Annotated in this window: 21 protein-coding genes and 1 pseudogene; 19 read left to right on the top strand and 3 right to left on the bottom strand. The window is 61.3% G+C overall.

What is annotated here, in order from left to right; genetic code table 11:
• Window positions 1-2 precede the first annotated feature (2 nt).
• The 12 genes and pseudogenes from HJB89_RS06150 (at window position 3) to HJB89_RS06095 (ending at window position 8266) form a co-directional block, all read left to right on the top strand.
• Entirely contained in the window at window positions 3-554 is a 552-nt protein-coding gene (locus HJB89_RS06150) for a GNAT family N-acetyltransferase (protein ID WP_207584826.1), read from the top strand.
• 37 nt (window positions 555-591) lie between these two features.
• On the top strand, window positions 592-2370 hold the full coding sequence (locus HJB89_RS33570) for an amino acid ABC transporter permease/ATP-binding protein (RefSeq protein WP_221115014.1): 1779 nt from the start codon (window positions 592-594) through the stop codon (window positions 2368-2370).
• A gap of 93 nt (window positions 2371-2463) precedes the next feature.
• Complete coding sequence (locus HJB89_RS06140; RefSeq protein WP_221149241.1) at window positions 2464-3408, top strand: ABC transporter substrate-binding protein; 945 nt, start codon at window positions 2464-2466, stop codon at window positions 3406-3408.
• 72 nt (window positions 3409-3480) lie between these two features.
• Window positions 3481-4419, top strand: coding sequence for an ABC transporter substrate-binding protein (locus HJB89_RS06135; protein ID WP_221139463.1), 939 nt, complete (start codon window positions 3481-3483; stop codon window positions 4417-4419).
• 29 nt (window positions 4420-4448) lie between these two features.
• Window positions 4449-5482, top strand: a pseudogene (locus tag HJB89_RS06130) (LLM class flavin-dependent oxidoreductase).
• A 60-nt stretch (window positions 5483-5542) separates the two neighbouring features.
• Window positions 5543-6139: a 2-hydroxychromene-2-carboxylate isomerase gene (locus HJB89_RS06125; RefSeq protein WP_207584830.1), complete on the top strand. Its 597-nt coding sequence runs from the start codon at window positions 5543-5545 to the stop codon at window positions 6137-6139.
• Window positions 6140-6253: 114 nt separating this feature from the next.
• Window positions 6254-6814 (top strand): FMN reductase, encoded by a 561-nt coding sequence (gene msuE, locus HJB89_RS06120; RefSeq protein WP_221115011.1) that lies wholly within the window; start codon window positions 6254-6256, stop codon window positions 6812-6814.
• An 11-nt stretch (window positions 6815-6825) separates the two neighbouring features.
• Entirely contained in the window at window positions 6826-7023 is a 198-nt protein-coding gene (locus tag HJB89_RS06115; RefSeq protein ID WP_207584832.1) for a hypothetical protein, read from the top strand.
• Between the two features lie 32 nt (window positions 7024-7055).
• Complete coding sequence (locus HJB89_RS06110; protein ID WP_207584833.1) at window positions 7056-7220, top strand: hypothetical protein; 165 nt, start codon at window positions 7056-7058, stop codon at window positions 7218-7220.
• A 13-nt stretch (window positions 7221-7233) separates the two neighbouring features.
• A complete protein-coding gene (locus HJB89_RS06105; protein ID WP_207584834.1) occupies window positions 7234-7383 on the top strand; it encodes a hypothetical protein in 150 nt (49 codons plus the stop codon).
• Entirely contained in the window at window positions 7383-7946 is a 564-nt protein-coding gene (locus tag HJB89_RS06100) for an alpha/beta hydrolase (RefSeq protein WP_207584835.1), read from the top strand. Before HJB89_RS06105 ends, HJB89_RS06100 begins: the two co-directional genes overlap by 1 nt.
• An 11-nt stretch (window positions 7947-7957) precedes the next feature.
• On the top strand, window positions 7958-8266 hold the full coding sequence (locus HJB89_RS06095) for a hypothetical protein (protein WP_207584836.1): 309 nt from the start codon (window positions 7958-7960) through the stop codon (window positions 8264-8266).
• A gap of 6 nt (window positions 8267-8272) precedes the next feature.
• On the opposite strand, the gene HJB89_RS06090 is transcribed toward HJB89_RS06095, so the two are convergent.
• Genes HJB89_RS06090 through tauA form a run of 3 tightly spaced genes read right to left on the bottom strand, consistent with a single transcriptional unit; the run spans window position 8273 to window position 10983 of the window.
• The gene (locus HJB89_RS06090; RefSeq protein ID WP_221115010.1) at window positions 8273-9127 is read right to left on the bottom strand and encodes an ABC transporter permease subunit; all 855 of its coding nucleotides are present in this window, start codon (window positions 9125-9127) and stop codon (window positions 8273-8275) included.
• Window positions 9124-9912 (bottom strand): taurine ABC transporter ATP-binding protein, encoded by a 789-nt coding sequence (locus HJB89_RS06085; RefSeq protein WP_207584838.1) that lies wholly within the window; start codon window positions 9910-9912, stop codon window positions 9124-9126. The genes HJB89_RS06090 and HJB89_RS06085 overlap by 4 nt, the downstream gene beginning before the upstream one ends.
• A 57-nt stretch (window positions 9913-9969) precedes the next feature.
• Entirely contained in the window at window positions 9970-10983 is a 1014-nt protein-coding gene (gene tauA / locus HJB89_RS06080; protein WP_207584839.1) for a taurine ABC transporter substrate-binding protein, read from the bottom strand.
• 213 nt (window positions 10984-11196) lie between these two features.
• On the opposite strand from tauA, the gene HJB89_RS06075 reads away from it, so the two are divergent.
• The 7 genes from HJB89_RS06075 (at window position 11197) to HJB89_RS06045 (ending at window position 18881) form a co-directional block, all read left to right on the top strand.
• Window positions 11197-12567: an FAD/NAD(P)-binding protein gene (locus tag HJB89_RS06075; protein ID WP_207584840.1), complete on the top strand. Its 1371-nt coding sequence runs from the start codon at window positions 11197-11199 to the stop codon at window positions 12565-12567.
• Window positions 12568-12814: 247 nt separating this feature from the next.
• Window positions 12815-13507 carry a GntR family transcriptional regulator gene (locus HJB89_RS06070; protein WP_207584841.1) on the top strand — a complete coding sequence of 231 codons (693 nt, stop codon included), beginning with the start codon at window positions 12815-12817 and terminating at the stop codon, window positions 13505-13507.
• Between the two features lie 472 nt (window positions 13508-13979).
• Entirely contained in the window at window positions 13980-14582 is a 603-nt protein-coding gene (locus HJB89_RS06065) for an amino acid synthesis family protein (RefSeq protein WP_221115008.1), read from the top strand.
• 16 nt (window positions 14583-14598) lie between these two features.
• On the top strand, window positions 14599-15444 hold the full coding sequence (locus HJB89_RS06060; RefSeq protein WP_221149239.1) for an alpha/beta fold hydrolase: 846 nt from the start codon (window positions 14599-14601) through the stop codon (window positions 15442-15444).
• Window positions 15441-16376 (top strand): flavin reductase family protein, encoded by a 936-nt coding sequence (locus HJB89_RS06055; protein WP_207584844.1) that lies wholly within the window; start codon window positions 15441-15443, stop codon window positions 16374-16376. The genes HJB89_RS06060 and HJB89_RS06055 overlap by 4 nt, the downstream gene beginning before the upstream one ends.
• Window positions 16373-17413 carry an LLM class flavin-dependent oxidoreductase gene (locus HJB89_RS06050; protein ID WP_221115006.1) on the top strand — a complete coding sequence of 347 codons (1041 nt, stop codon included), beginning with the start codon at window positions 16373-16375 and terminating at the stop codon, window positions 17411-17413. The genes HJB89_RS06055 and HJB89_RS06050 overlap by 4 nt, the downstream gene beginning before the upstream one ends.
• 4 nt (window positions 17414-17417) lie before the next feature.
• On the top strand, window positions 17418-18881 hold the full coding sequence (locus HJB89_RS06045) for an aldehyde dehydrogenase (protein ID WP_221115005.1): 1464 nt from the start codon (window positions 17418-17420) through the stop codon (window positions 18879-18881).
• Window positions 18882-18884 lie beyond the last annotated feature (3 nt).

Below are 18884 nucleotides of genomic sequence, written 5' to 3'. Positions count from 1 at the left end.
ATATGAGCGATACGTTTCTCTATACGAGCCCTCTCGACCCCCGCGCCAAGCCGCTGATCGATGAGTTGATCCACGAATATGACAGCCGCTACGGCACCTATTTCAATGCCGAAGGTGCAGCGGCCGAGCTCAATCGCTATCCCTCCGAAGCCTTTGCGCCGCCGCACGGCAACTTCCTCCTGTTGATGCGGAATGGTCAAACCATCGGCGGCGGCGCCTTCAAGCAGTATGACGAGCGCACGGCCGAGTTCAAACGCATCTGGACGCGCTCCGATCTGCGCCGCCAGGGCCTTGCCCGCAAGGTGCTGGTGGAACTGGAGGCCCAGGCCGCCCGCCAGGGCTATGCCCGCATCTATCTTACGACCGGCTTTCGCCAGCCCGAGGCAGTCGGCCTCTATCTGACCTATGGCTACACCGCTCTCTTCGACACTGCTGTCGATCCCGAGATCTACAAGAGCCTGCCCTTCGAGAAGGACATCACCCATCTCGCTCAGCCGGCTCCCGAAAACGAAGCGGCCGAGCCACGCCTGCGCGTCGCCAGCGCAAATCACTGAAAGCGGCAAAGACCGACAATCATAAAAGGGAAGCACAATGGCACTGACGACGGATTTCGTGGGCATCGACCCCGGCAGCAGGACGGCAGAACCGAAGCAGGATCACTCCCGTTACCGCATCGTACCGGCGCGCCATCCCGGCCAGCTCGTGGGCACGATCTTCGCCGCCTTCGTCATCATCGCCGTGCTTTATTCCACCTTCACCAATCCACGCTGGGGTTGGGGCGTCTTTGCCGAATGGTTCTTTGCCGAACCGGTGCTCGTCGGCCTCGGCAGGACACTGCTTTTGACCGCGCTTGCCGCCATATCCGGTTCCATTCTCGGAACGGCTCTGGCGCTTGCCCGCGTTTCCAGGTCGCCGCTGCTTTCCGGTCTCTCATGGGGCTATATCTGGCTACTGCGCTCGATCCCCGTCATCGTGCTGCTGCTGATACTGAACAATCTTGGCTACCTCTACGAGACGATCAAGATCGGCATCCCTTTCACCGATACGGTCTTCATCGACTATCCGACGGTGCAACTGCTGACGCCCTTTGCCGCTGCCTTCCTCGGCCTCACGCTCAACCAGTCGGCCTTCTTCGCCGAGATCGTGCGCGGCGGCATTCTTTCGGTGGATCATGGGCAATTGGAGGCTGCAGCCGCACTCGGCCTGCCGCACCGCCGCCAGGCCTTCCGCATCGTACTGCCGCAGGCCATGCGCTCCATCCTGCCGACAGGCTTCAACGAGCTCATCGGATTGGCGAAGAGCACATCCATGGTCTACGTGCTGGCGCTGCCGGAACTCTTCTACACGGTCCAGGTGATCTACCGCCGCAATCTCGAAGTCATTCCGCTGCTGATGGTCGCGACCGTCTGGTATCTGATCATCATGACGGTGCTGTCGGTTGCCCAGCACTATATCGAACGCTATTTTTCCAAAGGCGCCGTGCGCAATCCGACGCCGCTTCCCTTTCAGGCATTTTTCGCGCGCTTCCGGCGTCCGCTGCCTGTCCTCGATACGGCGATCGACACCGTGCGCAAGATCGGCTTTCAGGATGCGGCGGCCCTGCGGGCCGCGGGCGGCGCGGTGCGCATCCACGGTATCTCGAAGAGCTTCGGTTCGCTGAAGGTGCTCGATGACATCGAGCTCAGCCTGCCTGCCGGCAGCGTGACCGCCATCCTTGGCCCGTCCGGCTCCGGCAAGTCGACGCTTTTGCGTGCCATCAATCATCTGGAGCGTGTCGATGAGGGCTTCATCTCCGTCGATGGCGATTTCGTCGGCTACAGCAGAAAGGGCGATACGCTCTACGAACTCAAGGAAAACGAAATTCTCAAACGCCGCGCCGATATCGGCATGGTCTTCCAGAACTTCAATCTCTTCCCACATCTGACCGTGCTCGAAAACCTCATCGAGGCACCGATCCAGGTTCGCGGCATCGGCCGCGAGGAAGCGGTGCAGCTGGCGCAGGAGCTGCTCGCGCGCATCGGGCTCAGCAACAAGATCGACGCCTATCCACGCCAGCTCTCCGGCGGCCAGCAGCAGCGTGTGGCGATCGCCCGCGCACTGGCGCTCCGCCCTAAGGTGCTGCTCTTCGACGAGCCGACCTCGGCGCTCGATCCCGAGCTCGTCGGCGAAGTGCTCGATGTCATCAAGGAGCTTGCCCGTACCGGCACGACGCTCGTCATCGTCACCCATGAGGTTGGCTTTGCCCGCGAAGTCGCCGACACCGTCGTCTTCATGGACAGTGGCCACATTCTGGAGGCCGGCCCGCCGGCGCGCATCTTCAACAAAGCGGAACATCCCCGCACGCGCGAATTCCTCGCCAAGGTTCTCTAGCGCCCGACAGCGCTGGCGAAATGCCGGGCCCCGACGGGCTGCACCGGCCGACTGACAACAACCACAACTTAAAAATGAAAATGGAGACGGGACATGGCATTTGCAGATAGAACAAGGCTTCTCATAGCAGGGGCCGTCACCATCGCCGCACTCGGTTTCGGTTCGGCTCAGGCGCAGCAGAAGTTCGATCTCAGCCCCGAGCAGCCGAACCGGCTGCGGGTCGAGAAGAACGAGAAGCGCGTTGACGAAGTCAAGGGCTTCAAGTTCGTCGAAAACGGCGCCTTTACCGTCGGCATCAGCTCGAGCGGCAATCTGCCGCTGCATGATTATGCCTCCGATTCCAAGACGGTCATCGGCTATGACGTCGATCTAGCGCAGGCCATCGCCGACAGCCTCGGCCTGAAGCTGGAACTGGTTTCCGTTGCCTGGGCCGACTGGCCGCTGGGACTGACGTCGGGCAAGTTCGACGCGGTGATCTCGAACGTGACCGTCACGGAAGAGCGCAAGCAGAAATTCGACTTTTCGACCTACCGCAAGGACGAGCTTGGCTTCTACGTCAAGGCCGACAGCCCGATTGCGGCGCTCAAGCAGCCGAAGGATATTGCCGGCCTGAAGGTCATCACCGATGCCGGAACCAACCAGGAGAAGATCCTGCTGGAATGGGACCGCGAGAACGTCGCGGCCGGCCTAAAGCCGATCGAGGTGCAATATTATGACGACGACGCGGTCAAGGATCTCGCCGTCCAGTCCGGCAGAGCCGACGCGGTCTTCAGCGTCAACGCGACGCAGGCCTACTCGGCGGGCATCAATGGCAAGACCAAGCTCGTCGGCACCGTCAGCGGCGGTTGGCCGATCACTGCCGAGATTGCGGTCACGACGCGCAAAGGCAGCGGTCTGGCGGCTCCCTTGACCGATGTTGTCAACGACCTGATCGCCAGCGGAGCCTACAAGAAGATCCTCGATACCTGGAATCTTGGCCCCGAGGCGATCGACCAAGCAAAGACCAATCCTCCCGGCCTGCCGAAGAGCGGCTCCTGACATTGCCCGACGGGCTGGCGTTCAAACGCCGGTCCGCCGCTGCTTCTCAATGCAAACGGAGAGATATCGAACGTGACGATTTTTTCGACAATCCGCGCCTTGCTGCTTGCGGCGCTGACGTCTGCCTTGGCCGGCTTCGGGGCGGCCCATTCAGCCGACGATTTCGACCTCAGCCCGCAACAGCCGGGCAGGCTGCATGCCGCCAGGAACGAGGCGGCGATCACCGCGATCCCGAAGCACTTCAAGTTCGTCACGCCAGGCAAGTTCACCATCGCCGTCAGCCCCGGCGGTGCTCCGCTTGGCACCTATGCCACCGACGCCAAAACCGTAGTTGGGGCAGATCCCGACTATGCCTATGCCATCGCCGACAGCCTTGGCCTGACGCTGGAAATCGTGCCCGTCGCCTGGATCGACTGGCCGCTCGGCCTCACCTCGGGCAAGTATGATGCCGTCATCTCCAATGTCGGGGTCACCGAGCAGCGCAAGGAGAAGTTCGATTTCTCCACCTACCGCCAGGGACTGCACGGTTTTTTCGTGAAATCCGACAACCCGGTCATCTCAATCAAGGAACCCAGGGATGCGGCGGGCCTCAGGATCATCGTCGGTGCCGGCACCAACCAGGAGCGCATTCTACTGAAATGGAGCGACGAGGATGTCACCGCGGGGCTGAAGCCGATCGAACTGCAATATTACGACGACGAGGCGGCAAGCCTTCTCGCACTGCGTTCCGGCCGGGCCGATGTCATCGTCCAGCCGCACGCCCAGCTCGTCTTCATCGCCGCGCGCGACAAGAACATCAAGCGCGTCGGCACGCTGAGCGCCGGATGGCCTGATCGTTCCGACGTCGCGATCACCACCCGCAAGGGAAGCGGGCTCGCCGATGCGCTGACCGTTGCCACCAATGGCCTGATCAACAACGGCACCTACGCCAAAATCCTCGACCACTGGCATCTCTCCGAGGAAGCCCTGCCGGCATCCGAGACCAACCCGCCCGGCCTTCCAAAATATTGATATCGGATAGCACCTGTGGAAGGGACGACATGAGCCCCGGCAATATATCCATCAGCCATATAGGCTTCCTCACTCCCGGCAACTATATCGCCGACGATCCGTTGTCGGGATTGGAGCAGACGCTCCAGCAACTGCAATATGGCGAGGAGTTGGGCTTCGACAGTGCCTGGGTCCGCCAGCGGCATCTTGAGCCGGGCATCTCTTCCGCCAGCGCCTTCCTGGCGGCGGCGACCCAGCGAACCAGCCGGATCGAACTCGGAACCGCGGTCATTCCGATCGGCTATGAAAGCCCCTACCGGCTGGCCGAAGATCTCGCCACCGTCGATATTCTGTCGCGCGGCCGGCTGAATATCGGCGTCAGCGCCGGCCGGCCGCTGCATGCCGACCTGATTGCCCCGCTCGTGTTCGACGGTGACTGGACGGGCTACGATTTCTCGCATGATCGCGTGCTGCGCTTTGCCGACAATCTGCGCGGCACTTATCTCGGCGACGAGCAGACTTTCATCAAAACGCCTTTCGGGCAGCAGCGGCCGCGCCTGCAGCCCTATGCCAAGGGCCTGATTGACCGGATCTGGTATGGCGGCGGGTCGCAACGCTCGGCCGAGTGGGCCGGCCGCAACGGCTTCAACCTGTTGACCGGCAACGTGATAACGGGTGAGGGGACGGATGATTTCTTCGTCGCTCAATCCAGATTGATCAAAACCCATCGCGCCGCCGGAACCGCGCGGCGCGTCGCGCTCGCCGCGTCATCGTGCCTTTCGACAATGCCGACGCGGTCACGCGCCGCCGCTACCGGGATTATGCCGAGGGCCGCCATGAACGGACGCTTTCGCCCCAGGGCGAACGGCGGACCTTGTTCGCCCGCGATGTCATCGGCACGTCGGACGAGATATTGGAGCAGCTTTTCGCCGATCCGATCCTGCCTGACGTCGGCGAGTTGCGGCTGGAGCTTCCTTACGAGTTCGAGCACGAGGAATATCGCCAGATCCTCCACGACTTCGTGACAACAATCGCATCGGAACTCGGATGGAAAGCGCAGCCGGAAATTCAGGCCGCTTCCTGAAGGCCATCGAGCCGATGCCCTATTCGACGCCAGAACGATCATCTACGAGGAACGCCATCAGTGGCCAGAACGATAGAATACTTCTTTTCGATTGGGTCCCCCTGGTCCTACATCGGCTTCGACGCCTTCACCGAACTTGCCGCAGAGAACGACGTCGTCATCACGCCCTATCTGACGACGGTGGTCGAGGAAAATGGTGGCATCTTCTCACGCAACCGTCCGGAGATCCGGCGCGCCTACTGGACGCGGGACCTCAAACGCTGGGCGCGCGTGCGCGGCAAGGATTTGCGGCTCGAACATCGCCCGGAGCTCAGCGATCCGACGCCGGCCTCCCTCTTCGTGATTGCCGCCTATCTCGACGGGCAAGATTGGATCGGCGTTACCAGGGCCTTGCAGCATGCCTTCTGGAGCGAGGCGAGAGATATCGGCAAGCCCGATGTGCGCGAGGCGATCGTTGCCGCAGCGGGTTTCGATGGCGCAGCGCTTCTCCGGCGGCAAGCCGACGACGATGTCCAGAATAAATGGTCGGCAGACCGCGTGCATGCGCGCGACAGCGGCGTCTTCGGCTTTCCCACCTATGTCTATCATCGCGAGATTTACTGGGGGCAGGACAATTTGCCTTTCCTCGAACGTCATCTTCGCGGCGACAGGCCTTAGGTTGGATCATCAAGACGAATGTTTTTTCAACCGAGCGCCGAACGAGAGACGCCCATTCCTTTAATCCAGTAATTTTATAGACAATATTTGAAGCAACCATAGAGAGGAAAAACCATGTCAGGTTTCAAACTCGTCGGCATCGCCGGCAGCTTCAACCGTCCGTCGAAGACACTGGCACTTGTTCGGCATGTCGCCGACCGCGCGAGCCTCCGATACGGCTTTGCGAGCAAGACCTATGATCTGCACGATCTTGGTCCGTCGCTCGGCCGCGCCTTGTGGCGCAAGGACCTCGACGAGCAAGCCAGGCGTGTCGTCGACGAGATCGTCAAGGCCGATGCTTTGATTATCGGCTCGCCGACCTACAAGGGTTCCTATCCCGGTCTGTTCAAACACCTGATCGATCTGATCGACCCGCAGGAACTTCGGGGCAAGCCGATCATCATCACGGCGACGGGTGGCGGCGACCGACATGCATTGATGGTCGAGCATCAACTTCGGCCGCTGTTCGGTTTTTTCATGTCCCATACGCTGCCGACGGCTGTTTATGCGTCCGATCGCGATTTCGCGGATTACGCGGTCTCATCAGAAGCGCTTTCGAGCCGCATCAGCGAAGTCATCGGCGAATTGGCAGCCTTCTTTCCTGAAGCAAGACCGGTAATAGCGGCCGCCCAATAGGGATCGTTCCCATGGTTCGATCTCGGGAGGCCACGATGAACGATACGGAAAGACCGGGGGCAAGCGAGCAAATCTGGAGCGTATTCGAATTTGCTCGGCGATATCGCCTCGCCAAACGTGAAGAGAATCGCCTGCTGATGCTCTACGGACCAACAGCATCGCTTCGCGATCTGCTCGCCAATGCGCGACGTCATTCGCTGATTTCCTAACCGCGGAAGATGGTTCCAGACAGGAGGTTCGCATGAAACTTGATTTCCATTTCTGGCTGAGGCGCACGATCGGCCGCCTCCCCGAGCCTAAGGCGCGGGAGCCCGTAAACGCATTCTCCCGGGACGAAGAGCGGGACCGGTCGGCGCACGAATACGAGCTTCACTATTGGGGCGCGATGCCCGGACTTTGGTATTGAGGAGGGTGGTGTAATGGCAATCGTCATTGAGACCGGCTTCCGTCGGCCCGATAAGGGAAGAGCAACGGGCAGCGTCATCTCGCAGTTCAGGCATGCGGCAGGGATCCGCACGGTCGTCAGTTCCTTCACCTTCCTGTTCGCCCTGGTGATCGGGTTGATCTGATGAGCGACGTTCTTATTCTTCCAGGACTTTTCGGCTCGGGAGAGGGGCATTGGCAACAGCACTGGCTACAGGATCAGCCGGGCAGTTGTTGCGTCGTCCAGGATGACTGGGATCATCCGGACCTCGACAACTGGCTGCCGCGGCTGGAAGGCGCGCTTGAAGAGGCCGGTGAGGCATATCTGGTTGCCCATAGTCTTGGATGCCTGCTCGCCGCAAGGCTGGCCGGGCGAAGCGCTGCCCGGCGCGTGAAAGGGGCATTGCTCGTTGCGCCATGCGATCTGCCGGTCACGGAAATTCTGCATCCGGGGCATATCGCCTTCGACGGCATGCCGACGGCGCCGCTGCCGTTTCCGAGCATCGTCGTCGGCAGCATGAACGACGCCTACATGACGGTCGATCGGCTGACCCTTTTCGGCCGGCTGTGGAAGGCCGAAACCAGGAATATCGGCCTTGCCGGGCACATCAATATCGCCAGTGGTTTTGGCCGCTGGCGTAACGGCTATCGGCTGCTGGATGCCTTGACGGCGCGCATCGTTTCCGCGCGGCCGGCTTTTGCGATGTGAATGGAGGCGGAATGTCGGACATTGTCGATGATCTCCTGCGCCTCAGCGAAGATCCGAATAGCGACCCTAAAAGTAGGCGCCGGCAAACCATGGAGCGTTTGGTGCAGACGCTGCTCACCATGGCCGATGCCGAAATTGGGCCGGAAGAGGCGCAACATCGCCATTCGATCATCCATTTAACGACGATTATCGGCGACATGACGGGCACGATCGCGGAGGCCGACGATCCGACATTTGCGGCGATCGTCAGGGAGGCGGCGGTGCTGATCCGCAGCCTGCAGCGGCGTCAGGCCGATGCGGCCAGATTTACGGTGCATTGATCCTCCTCAGAGCTTGCCTTTCCAGGGCAGGAGGAATGCCTCCAGAAAGCGGAGGGCGGCCGAGAAGGTGAAGGCGCAGATCGCGATGATGCCGATGCCGACGAAGACGACGTCGGTCGCCAGGAACTGCGACGCCGACATGATCATGAAACCGATCCCGCGCGTAGACGCGATCAGTTCGGCGGCGACCAGCGTGCCCCAGCCGACGCCAAGCGCAATGCGGATGCCCGTAAGGATCTCGGGCAGGGCGGAGGGAAAGACGATATCGATGAAAAGCTGCAGCCGGCTCGCGCCCAGCGAACGGGCGGCATTGACCCGCTCGATCGGCAGTGACCGAACGCCCGCCTGGGCCGAGAGGCAGATCGGTGCGAACATCGCAAGCACGAGCAGCGTGATCTTCGACGTTTCGCCAATGCCGAGCCAGATGATCATCAGCGGCAGGTAGGAGAGGGGCGGAAGCGGCCAGTAGAACTCGATCGGCGCGTCGAGCACACCTTTCGCCCAGCGGTTCAGGCCCATGAGCAATCCGAGCGGAATGCCGACGGAGATGGCGACGAGGGCTGCGACCACGATGCGGAACAGGCTTGCAAAGACATGTTCGGACAGCGACGCGCCGGCATAACCGTCGCGATAGATGACGCCGATCTGCGTCAGCACCTCATCCGGACGCGGCAGGAACAGGTGTGGTACGACACCGAGCGTGGACACAAGCCACCACAGCAGCAGTATCGCCAGGGCGGCGGCAATGCTGACGGCCACAGTCGATTTCTCACCGGCGCCGAAGCTTGCCATTTTCACCAGCTTGACCTGGCGGTCTTCTACATCAGCCGCAATCGGCGGAGCCTGGACGATATCGCTCATGCGGCGCTCCTGAGGTCTTCGGTGCTGTGCAGAATGGCGCGGATTTCCTCGCGCAGCTCGGCAAATTGCGGCGACGCCTTGATCGATCTTGCATCGCCGGTTTCGGCGAAGCGGCGGATGAAATCGAGATCGAAGCGCGCCACGACGCGCCCTGGCCGAGGCGACATGACCAGGACCTGCGTGCCCAGGAACAAGGCCTCTTCGATCGAGTGGGTGATGAAGAAAACCTTCTTTGCCGTTTTATCCCAAATGGAAACCAGCAGTTCCTGCATCTGCTCGCGTGTCAGGCTGTCAAGCGCGCCGAACGGTTCGTCCATCAGCAGGATGTCGGGATTTGTCGCGAGAGCTCGGGCGATGCCGACCCGCTGGCGCATGCCGCCCGACAGCTCGTAGGGAAAGGCGCCGGCGAATTCGTCGAGGCCGACGAGCCGGAGCAGCTCGAGGGCGCGCGTTCGGCGCTCCTTCCGATTTATGCCGGCGAATTTTAGGCCGAGGGCGACGTTGTCGGCCACCGATTTCCAGGGCAGCAGCGCATCTTTCTGAAAGACGACGCCGCGATCGGCACCTGGCCGTTCGACCGCGCGGCCGTCGAGCGTGATCCGGCCATCGGAAAGCGGAAGGAAGCCGGCAATCGCGTTGAGAAGAGTTGATTTGCCGCATCCCGAGGCGCCGAGCGCGACGACGAAACCACGTTCGGGAATATCGAAGGAAACGCGGTCGAGCGCGTGAACGGTCCGCCCATCGCGGGCTGCGAAGAAAACGCTGGCGTGATCGACTTTAAGCATGGTGCCACTCGCAGTTTCGACGCCGGCGCGCGACTTTCGCGCCGGCGTCATGGAGGATCAGTTGCTGACGCCGGCAAGCGCGTCTGCGGTGACGAACGTGCCGTAATTTTCCAGCACGTCGGAGACTTTGCCCTGTTCCTTCAGGAACGATGCCGTGTCCTTGAGGATCTTTCCGGCACCCGCTTTCTCCCCGCCGCCGAGCCAGGCGTCTGATGCCTGGGCCTCGGGTGTCAGCAGCGTCAGGTTCTTCAGAGCCGAGGCCTGCTGCTCCGGCGTTCCGCCGAGAAGTTTGGAGAGCGACTTGGCATTGTCGCTGTCGGGACCCCAGGCGGCTTTGTCCGAGGCGAAGGACGCGTAGTATTTGTTGATGACCGAGGCGAAGCCCTTCAGGAATTCCGGGTTGTCGGCAGCAAACGCCGAGGTCGCAACCCAGGCCGAGAACGTCGGCGCACCCTTGTCCGCCACGTCTTTGGAGGTCACGAGAACCTTTCCGGTCTTCTTGAGTTCGGTCAGAGCCGGATCCCAAACGAAACCGCCGTCGATATCGCCGCGATTATAGCTCGCGACGATTTCGGGCTGAGGGATCGCGAAGACCTGAACGTCTTTCTCGGTTAGACCAAGCGATTTGACGAGCGCCAGCAGCTGATAGTGGTCCGTGGAAACAGGTGCGGCGGCAAGCTTCTTGCCCTTCAGATCGTTCAGGCTTTCGATGCCGGACCCGTTGCGGACGACGAGCGCCTCGTCGATGCCGGAGATGGACGCCAGGTAGAAGGCCTTGACCTCGAGCCCGCGCGATACCGCAGCCGCAAACGGACTGGAGCCGACATAGCCGACCTGGACGTCGCCTGAGGCAATAGCCGCAAAGATTTCGGCGCCCGAATTGAACCTGCGGAAATCGATGTCGTATCCGGTATCCCTAGCGAATTCGCCGTTTGCGATCGCCACCGAAGACGGCAAGGCATCGGTTTGATAGCCGACGACGACCTTTTTGTCCGCCGCCTCAGTGACGGCCGCCGTTGCCAGAGTGCCGACGCCGACGGCGATTGCGGCAACCAAATTTCTGAAATTCATCTTGAGCCCCGTTGTTTGAGAGCCGATCGGCCCCTTGATTTCACCCTCAAAAGCCTAAGGTTGAGAATGGGCTGGCGGGAGAAATAACAAACTATATTTATAGACTATACAGATAATTGTTTTCGCGATTCGGCCGCTTGTGCAATCTGCTGGACCGGCGAGTGGCGGCAGGGCCCGAATGACGAAAGATTACCAGGCTTCAGGGAGAATGCGTTGATATACGATGTGATCGTCGTCGGTTCCGGTTTTTCAGCGATAGCTGTGACCTGCAATCTCATCGAGCAGCTTCCCGCTTCGGCGAAGGTTGCCGTCGTGGGTGACGATCCCGGTTTCGGGCGCGGAACGGCATACCGGACGGAACTCTATCTCCATCGCCTCAACGTTCCCGCGGGCCGCATGAGCCTGCTGCCCCATCATCCCGACGATTTTGTCGACTGGCTGAAAAACCGTGGACGCCTGACGCAGGCAGGCGATTTCGCCTCGCGCGGCGATTACGGTCTTTATGTCAGGGACACGCTTGCGCGGCTGCTTCGAAAGCGGGACGGCCGTTGCCGGGTCGATTTCATCAAGGCCAAAGCGGCGGGATGCGTGGAACGCTACAAGACTACGCTCGCCTTCCAACTCGGCAACGGCGACGAGATTGCCGGGAAGAATGTCGTGCTGTGCCTTGGCGTCGGAAATGCGAACCTTCCGGTCGATCCGGCCGGCGTCCCATCATCTCTGCGATCGCGGATCATCGAGAACCCGTGGCGGCTCTCGTGGCTGAGGCGCGTCGCACCGTCTGATGCAGTCTGCATCCTCGGCTCCGGCCTGACGATGATCGATCAGGTTCTCGCCCTTCGCGCCCATGGCCATAGAGGCAGGATCGACGTGCTTTCGCGGCGCGGGTTGGCACCGCTCGGACATGCGAGGACGCCGCCGGCGCCTGTGCCGATCGACGTTGAGACGCTTCCCGGTACGATCAGCGGCCTATTGAAGACTTTGCGGGCGAGGAGCAGAGAGGTCGCCGACTGGCGCGCCGTGATGGACGGCCTGAGGCCGGTCACACAGGCTCTCTGGCAGCGGCTTTCGAGCGAGGAGCGGGTGCGTTTCTTGCGGCATGCGCTTCCCTGGTGGAACATCCACCGTCACCGGGTCGCGCCGGAGGTGTTCGCCGGGTTCGAGAAACTGATCTCGGAAGGAACCGTTCGCTTCCATGCAGGTTTCCTGAAATCGCTCGGCCCTTGGGAAGACGGGCTCGTCGCCGGCTACAGGGTCAGAGCCCAACGTGAGATCGCTGAGATCAGGGCGGACTGGCTGGTCAACTGCACGGGAATGGAGCGTGCCGGGATCAGCCATTCGCCGCTTTTGAAGGAGATGAACCGGCTTCAGCTGATCGTTCCTGATCCTCTTGGCCTCGGCATCCGGGTGGATGCGGCTTCCGAGGTGATGGCTCCGTCCCGGATCTCGCCTCCTCGGCTGTTTGCTGTCGGCGCCTTGACGGCAGGGCAATTCTGGGAGATCACCGCCGTTCCCGACATTCGGGTCCAGGCAAAAGCCGTGGTCGAAGGGATCGTCAGGGCGAGGCCCAATTCCGACGCTTAGAACATGTCGCGCAAAAGTGTGCAGCGGTTTTGCGATGACGACCTGCGCAAAACCAAAGACCTAAAGCGTGGCAAGCGAATCTGAAAGATCGCGACGCGCTTTAGGCTGACAATATCCTCGGCACGGTGCTGTTGAATTGCTGGCCGCCGACGGCTACAGTATTTGGTAGGCCATAATACGATTCCTGAATTCGGCTGCCGCAGCGGAACTTGAGCATGCGAAAGTCAATCCAACACTGAGGTACAGCATGAGCGGTGCTCTTAAGGACGCAATCAGAGTCGAGCGTCCTGCAAAGACATTGCGGGAATTGGCGCTCGACAAGGTCCGCGAAGCCATCGTCAACGGATACTTTCGTCCCGGAGACCGCCTTGTCGAGCGCGACCTCTGCGCCCAGCTCGGCGTCAGCCGGACGGTCGTGCGCGAGGTGCTGAGACATCTGGAATCGGAAGGGCTCGTCGCCAATCTGCCGAACAAGGGACCGATCGTCGCCCTGCTGGATATCGAGGAAGCCAAACAGATCTATGAGATCCGTGGTGCGCTCGAAGGCATGGCGGCGCGGCTGTGTGCGGAGCGTGGCAGCCCGGAAATCGTCGCCGCGCTCGAAGAATCGCTGACCGCAATCCGCAACAGTTATCGCGACGGCGATATGACGGCTGTGCTAGCCAATACCTCTTCCTTCTATCAAACGCTGTTCACCAGGGTTGACAGGCATGTCGCCTGGGGCGTCGTCAACCTCCTCACCGTGCGCATAAACCACCTGCGCTCGATGACCATCAAGACGGAAAGGCGCGACATTGAAGGGCCGCTGCAGATGTCTAAGATCATCGACGCCATCCGCCGCGGCGACGGCGAGGGCGCCCAGCGGGCGGCGATGGATCATGTCGCGGCCGCCAGCGTAATTGCCGAAGCGGTGCTGTCCGCCCAGAAGACTGCCGAATAGGGCGTAGCGCCGCGCGGTTTTCAAGACGGTCGCCGTCCTACTACTCTATTGTTGCATCTCTTCGCGCGCACCTGTCTCGCTGGAAGACGGCCAGCATGGAGTTGTCGCATCGACATTTGTCGATGCCTCTGCCGCATTTCGCAATCACGTTCCGCGGAATGAAGAGAATTCAAACTCCAAGCTTGACACCCAACTTTGCTCGATGTGATGGTATGCCATAATCAATAATATATAAGGCGGTATCATATGGTCTGGGATAATTTTGACGTTCTGACGTGTCGCGCCGCTGCAGGCCGCCGCCGTGCCGTCCGGCTCTCGACAACACGCTGAATGAACAAAGCGCTTTCGGGCGTTGGAGCGCATACGCGCCAAATTCGTGATTCGTCGGACTTTGCTGCGTCTTCGCCGAAACCAAGTTGACACTCATATATTATGGTATACCATAATACTGAATAGAGAGATGAGGTGCTCCATGGCCATTCAAATTCGCAAGACCGGACTGCAGATCGAAACGACGCTGATCGAAGGCGGCAAGACCGCGGCGGTGCCGCTAAAGCTGTTTTCCGCCTTCGCGGTCGTGAAGAACCCCTGGGCGAGCCGCGGCTTCGTCGAAGACCTCAAGCCCGAAATCCATGCGGGCGCTCCGGTTCTCGGCGAATTGCTGACCAAGATGATCATCGATGCGGTCGGTTCCGGCGAGGCTGTCGAAGCCTATGGCAAGGCCGCCGTCGTCGGCCTGGACGGCGAGATCGAACATGCCTCCGCGCTGATCCACACGCTGCGCTTCGGCAATTTTTATCGTCATGCCGTCGGCGCCAAGTCCTATCTCGCCTTCTGCAACACCCGTGGCCCCGCCAATGCGCCGATCATGATCCCGCTGATGGACAAGAACGACGAAGGCCGCCGCTCGCATTATCTGACCATCCAGACCTCGATCCCCGACGCGCCTGCCGCCGACGAGATCGTCGTGGCGCTTGGCGCTTCGGTGGGTGGACGTCCTCATCACCGCATTGGCGATCGCTATCAGGATCTAAAAGATCTTGGGCAGGACGTCGCCAATCCTGCGGGCGTTTGAAAGTGCGGGCGCTGAGATGCTGACAGCCGGATCGATCTCAGGCGCCGCTGCAGCAAAGAGCGCCGCCGGTGACCTGCCCCGAAAGAAGACGGCAAGTGGAACGGCCTATCACGAGGCCGGCAGCGGCGAGCCGCTGGTTCTTATTCATGGCGTCGGCATGCGGCTTGAGGCCTGGGCGCCGCAGATCGCATTTCTGTCGGCCGGCCATCGCGTCATCGCCGTCGACATGCCGGGACATGGCGAGAGCGTAAAATTGCCGGCGGGCAGCCGCCTCGAGGAGTTCGTCGCCTGGTTCGGGCGCTTTCTCGACGAGATGGCGATCGACACAGCGAACGTTGCCGGCCACTCGATGGGAGCGCTGGTATCGGGAGGGGCGGCTGCGACGTTCGGCGAACGTATCAGCCGTGTCGCTTACCTCAACGGCGTCTACAGGCGTGACCGGCAAGCAAAGGTTGCCGTGCTCGCACGGGCAGCCGCCATTCCGGTGACGGGCGTGGACAAGGAAGGCCCGCTGGTTCGCTGGTTCGGCGATGATCCGGACAGCGTCGTTGCGCGGGAACGGACGCGGAAATGGCTCAACCTCGTCGATCCGGAAGGGTATGCTGTCGCTTACGCCGCCTTCGCCGGAGGAGACGAGACCTATGCCGATCGTTGGAAAGACGTGGCTGGTCCGGCCCTGTTTCTGACGGGGTCCGATGATCCGAATTCGACGCCCTTGATGGCGACGCAAATGGCGGCGCTCGCGCCCCGGGGCTGGGCCCGCATCGTGGAGGGTCATCGTCATATGGTGAACCTGACCGCGCCTGATATCGTCAATTCGCTGCTCGCTGAGTGGCTGTCGTTCGGGGAGGATGAGCGATGACAATCCAGACTGTCGACCCAAGAGCATTGCGTGATGCATTCGGAGCTTTTCCGACCGGCGTGACGGTCGTCACTGCCTGCGACGCGGATGGAAATCCGATCGGCTTCACGGCGAACTCCTTCACATCAGTGTCGCTCAATCCGCCTTTGCTTCTCGTTTGTCTTGCCAAGACGTCGCGCAATTTCGCGACGATGACCGGAGCACAGCATTTTGCGATCAACGTGCTTTCGGAAACCCAGAAAGACGTGTCGAACACTTTTGCGCGGCCGGTCGAAGACAGGTTTGCAGCGGTCGAATGGAACAAGGGGGCGGCGGGCTGCCCGATCTTCTCAAATGTGGCGGCCTGGTTCGAATGCGCCATGGATCAGGTCGTCGAGGCTGGCGACCATGTCATTCTGATGGGGCGCATCGAAGCGTTCGACAATAGCGGCCGCAATGGTCTCGGCTATGCGCGTGGCGGTTATTTCACCCCAACGCTCGCCAGCAAGGCGGTTTCCGCGGCAAGCGAAGGCAATATCGAACTCGCGGCCGTCGTTGAGCGCCGTGGAGAGGTTCTGCTGCTCGGCGAGGATGTGCTCTCCCTGCCAAGCGTCGACGCCCATGACGGCAACCCGACCGAGACGCTGGAAAAGTATCTGGAGGCGCTCACCGGGCTGAAGGTCAGCATCGGCTTCCTCTATTCGGTTTATCAGGGCAAGAGCGACGGCAAGCAGCACATTGTCTATCACGCCGTTGCCGGCGACGGCGAGCCTACCGGCGGCAGGTTCGTGAAACCCGACGCACTGGCTGCGGCAAAATTCAAGACCAGTTCGACCGCCGATATCGTCAATCGTTTTGCGATGGAAAGCTCGATCGGCAATTTCGGCGTCTATTTCGGTGACGAGACCGGCGGCACCGTTCATCCCATTCCAGCCAAGGGCGCAAAAGCATGAAGTTCTCCCTCTTCGTCCATATGGAACGGCTCGACGCCAGCCAGAGCCATAAGAGCCTCTATGAGGAATTCGTCGCGCTCTGCGAGATCGCCGACGAGGGTGGCATGCATGCGATCTGGACCGGCGAGCACCATGCCATGGACTTCACCATCGCACCCAACCCGTTCGTGACCATTGCCGATCTCGCCCGCCGCACATCGCGGGCAAGGCTCGGGACGGGCACGGTGATCGCCCCCTTCTGGCATCCGATCAAGCTCGCCGGCGAGGCTGCTATGGCCGACATCATCTGCGACGGAAGGCTCGACATCGGGATTGCGCGCGGCGCCTATTCTTTCGAATACGAACGCCTGCTGCCCGGCCTCGATGCCTGGGGGGCTGGCCAGCGCATGCGCGAACTCATCCCGGCGGTCAAGGGCATCTGGAACGGCGACTATGCCCATGACGGGGAATTCTTCAAATTCCCCGCAACCACCTCGGCGCCGAAGCCGCTGCAGCAGCCGAACCCGCCGATCTGGGTCGCGGCGCGCGATCCGAACTCGCACGAATTTGCCGTCGCCAACGGCTGCAACGTTCAGGTCACACCGCTCTGGCAGGGTGACGACGAGGTTCAGTCGCTGATGGAACGCTTCAACGATGCCTGCGCCAAGAACCCGGATATCGAGCGGCCGAAGATCATGCTGCTGCGCCACACCTATGTCGGCTCGTCAGAAGAAGACGTCGCCCAGGCCGCCCATGAACTGAGCGTTTATTACAATTATTTCTTTGCCTGGTTCAAGAATGAGAAGCCGGTTACCCAAGGCCTGATCGAACGGATTCCGGACGAGCAAATCCGAGCGAACGCCATGCTTTCGGATCAGGTCATGCGCACCAACAATGTCGTTGGTAACGCCCGGACCGTCATCGACCGGCTGAAGGCCTATGAGGCGCTCGGTTACGACGAATATTCCTTCTGGATCGACACCGGTATGAGTTTCGAGCGCAAGAAAGCGTCGCTCGAGCGCTTCATTACCGAGGTCATGCCGGCATTTCAGGAGTAAGACCATGCGGCGTTTTCAGCACTATATCGATGGAGAATTCTCGGACGGCGAGGTTTCCTATCCGAGCATCGATCCGGCGACCGGCGCGGTCTGGGCCGATATGCCCGAAGCGCGCGAAGGGGATGTCGATCGGGCTGTGAATGCTGCCGACCGGGCGCTTTATGACGGCCCGTGGGCGAAACTGACGGCCACCCAACGCGGCAAGCTGCTCTACAAGCTGGCAGACCTGGTTGCCGTCAACGCCCAGATCCTCGCGGAACTGGAGACGCGCGACACCGGCAAGATCATCCGCGAGACATCCGCGCAGATCGCTTATGTCGCCGAATATTATCGTTATTATGCCGGCATCGCAGACAAGATCGAAGGCGCCTACCTGCCGATCGACAAGCCGGATATGGACGTCTGGCTTCGCCGCGAGCCGATCGGTGTCGTTGCGATGGTGGTGCCCTGGAACAGCCAGCTCTTCCTGTCTGCGGTGAAGATCGGCCCGGCGCTCGCCGCCGGCTGCACGATGGTGGTCAAGGCCTCGGAAGACGGGCCGGCGCCGCTTCTCGAATTTGCACGCCTGGTGCATGAGGCGGGCTTTCCCGCCGGTGTCGTCAACATCATCACCGGTTTCGGCTCCTCCTGTGGGGCCGCCCTCGGCCGTCACCCGAAGGTCGCACATGTCGCCTTCACCGGCGGTCCTGAAACCGCGCGGCACGTCGTTCGAAACTCAGCCGAAAACCTCGCCTCCACTTCGCTTGAACTCGGCGGCAAGTCCCCCTTCATCGTCTTTGCCGACGCCGACCTCGAAAGTGCGGCCAATGCCCAGGTTGCGGGCATTTTCGCTGCGACCGGGCAGAGCTGCGTGGCCGGATCGCGCCTGATCGTCGAACGCAGCGTCAAGGACAAATTCGTCGCCCTGCTGCGGGAGAAGGCCGAGGCGATCCGGATCGGCGCGCCGCTTGATAGGGCGACCGAAGTCGGCCCGCTTGCCACCAAGCGCCAGCAGGACAATATCGGCGCCCTCGTTGAGAGATCGATCGAAAGCGGCGCCCATCTCGTCACGGGCGGACGCAAGATCGATGGCGAAGGTTATTACTTCCAACCGACGATCCTCGACTGCGACGATGTCGCCTCGCCCTCGCTGATCGAGGAATTCTTCGGGCCGGTTCTCTCCGTCGTCTCCTTCGAGACCGAGGCGGAGGCGCTGAGGCTTGCCAACGACACCCGCTACGGCCTGGCCTCCGGCGTCTTCACCCAGAACCTCACCCGGGCGCACCGGCTGATGAAGGGGCTCCGCGCCGGCATCGTCTGGGTCAACACCTACCGAGCCGTATCGCCGATCGCGCCGTTCGGCGGCTTCGGCCTGTCGGGCCACGGCAGGGAAGGCGGCATGGCCGCGGCTCTCGATTATACCCGGACCAAGACGATCTGGCTGAGGACCTCGGACGATCCGATCCCCGATCCCTTCGTGATGAGGTGACGC

This window comes from Rhizobium sp. NZLR8, from assembly GCF_019685025.1.
Lineage (GTDB): Bacteria > Pseudomonadota > Alphaproteobacteria > Rhizobiales > Rhizobiaceae > Rhizobium.
This window is presented reverse-complemented; position numbering and strand designations above follow the sequence as displayed.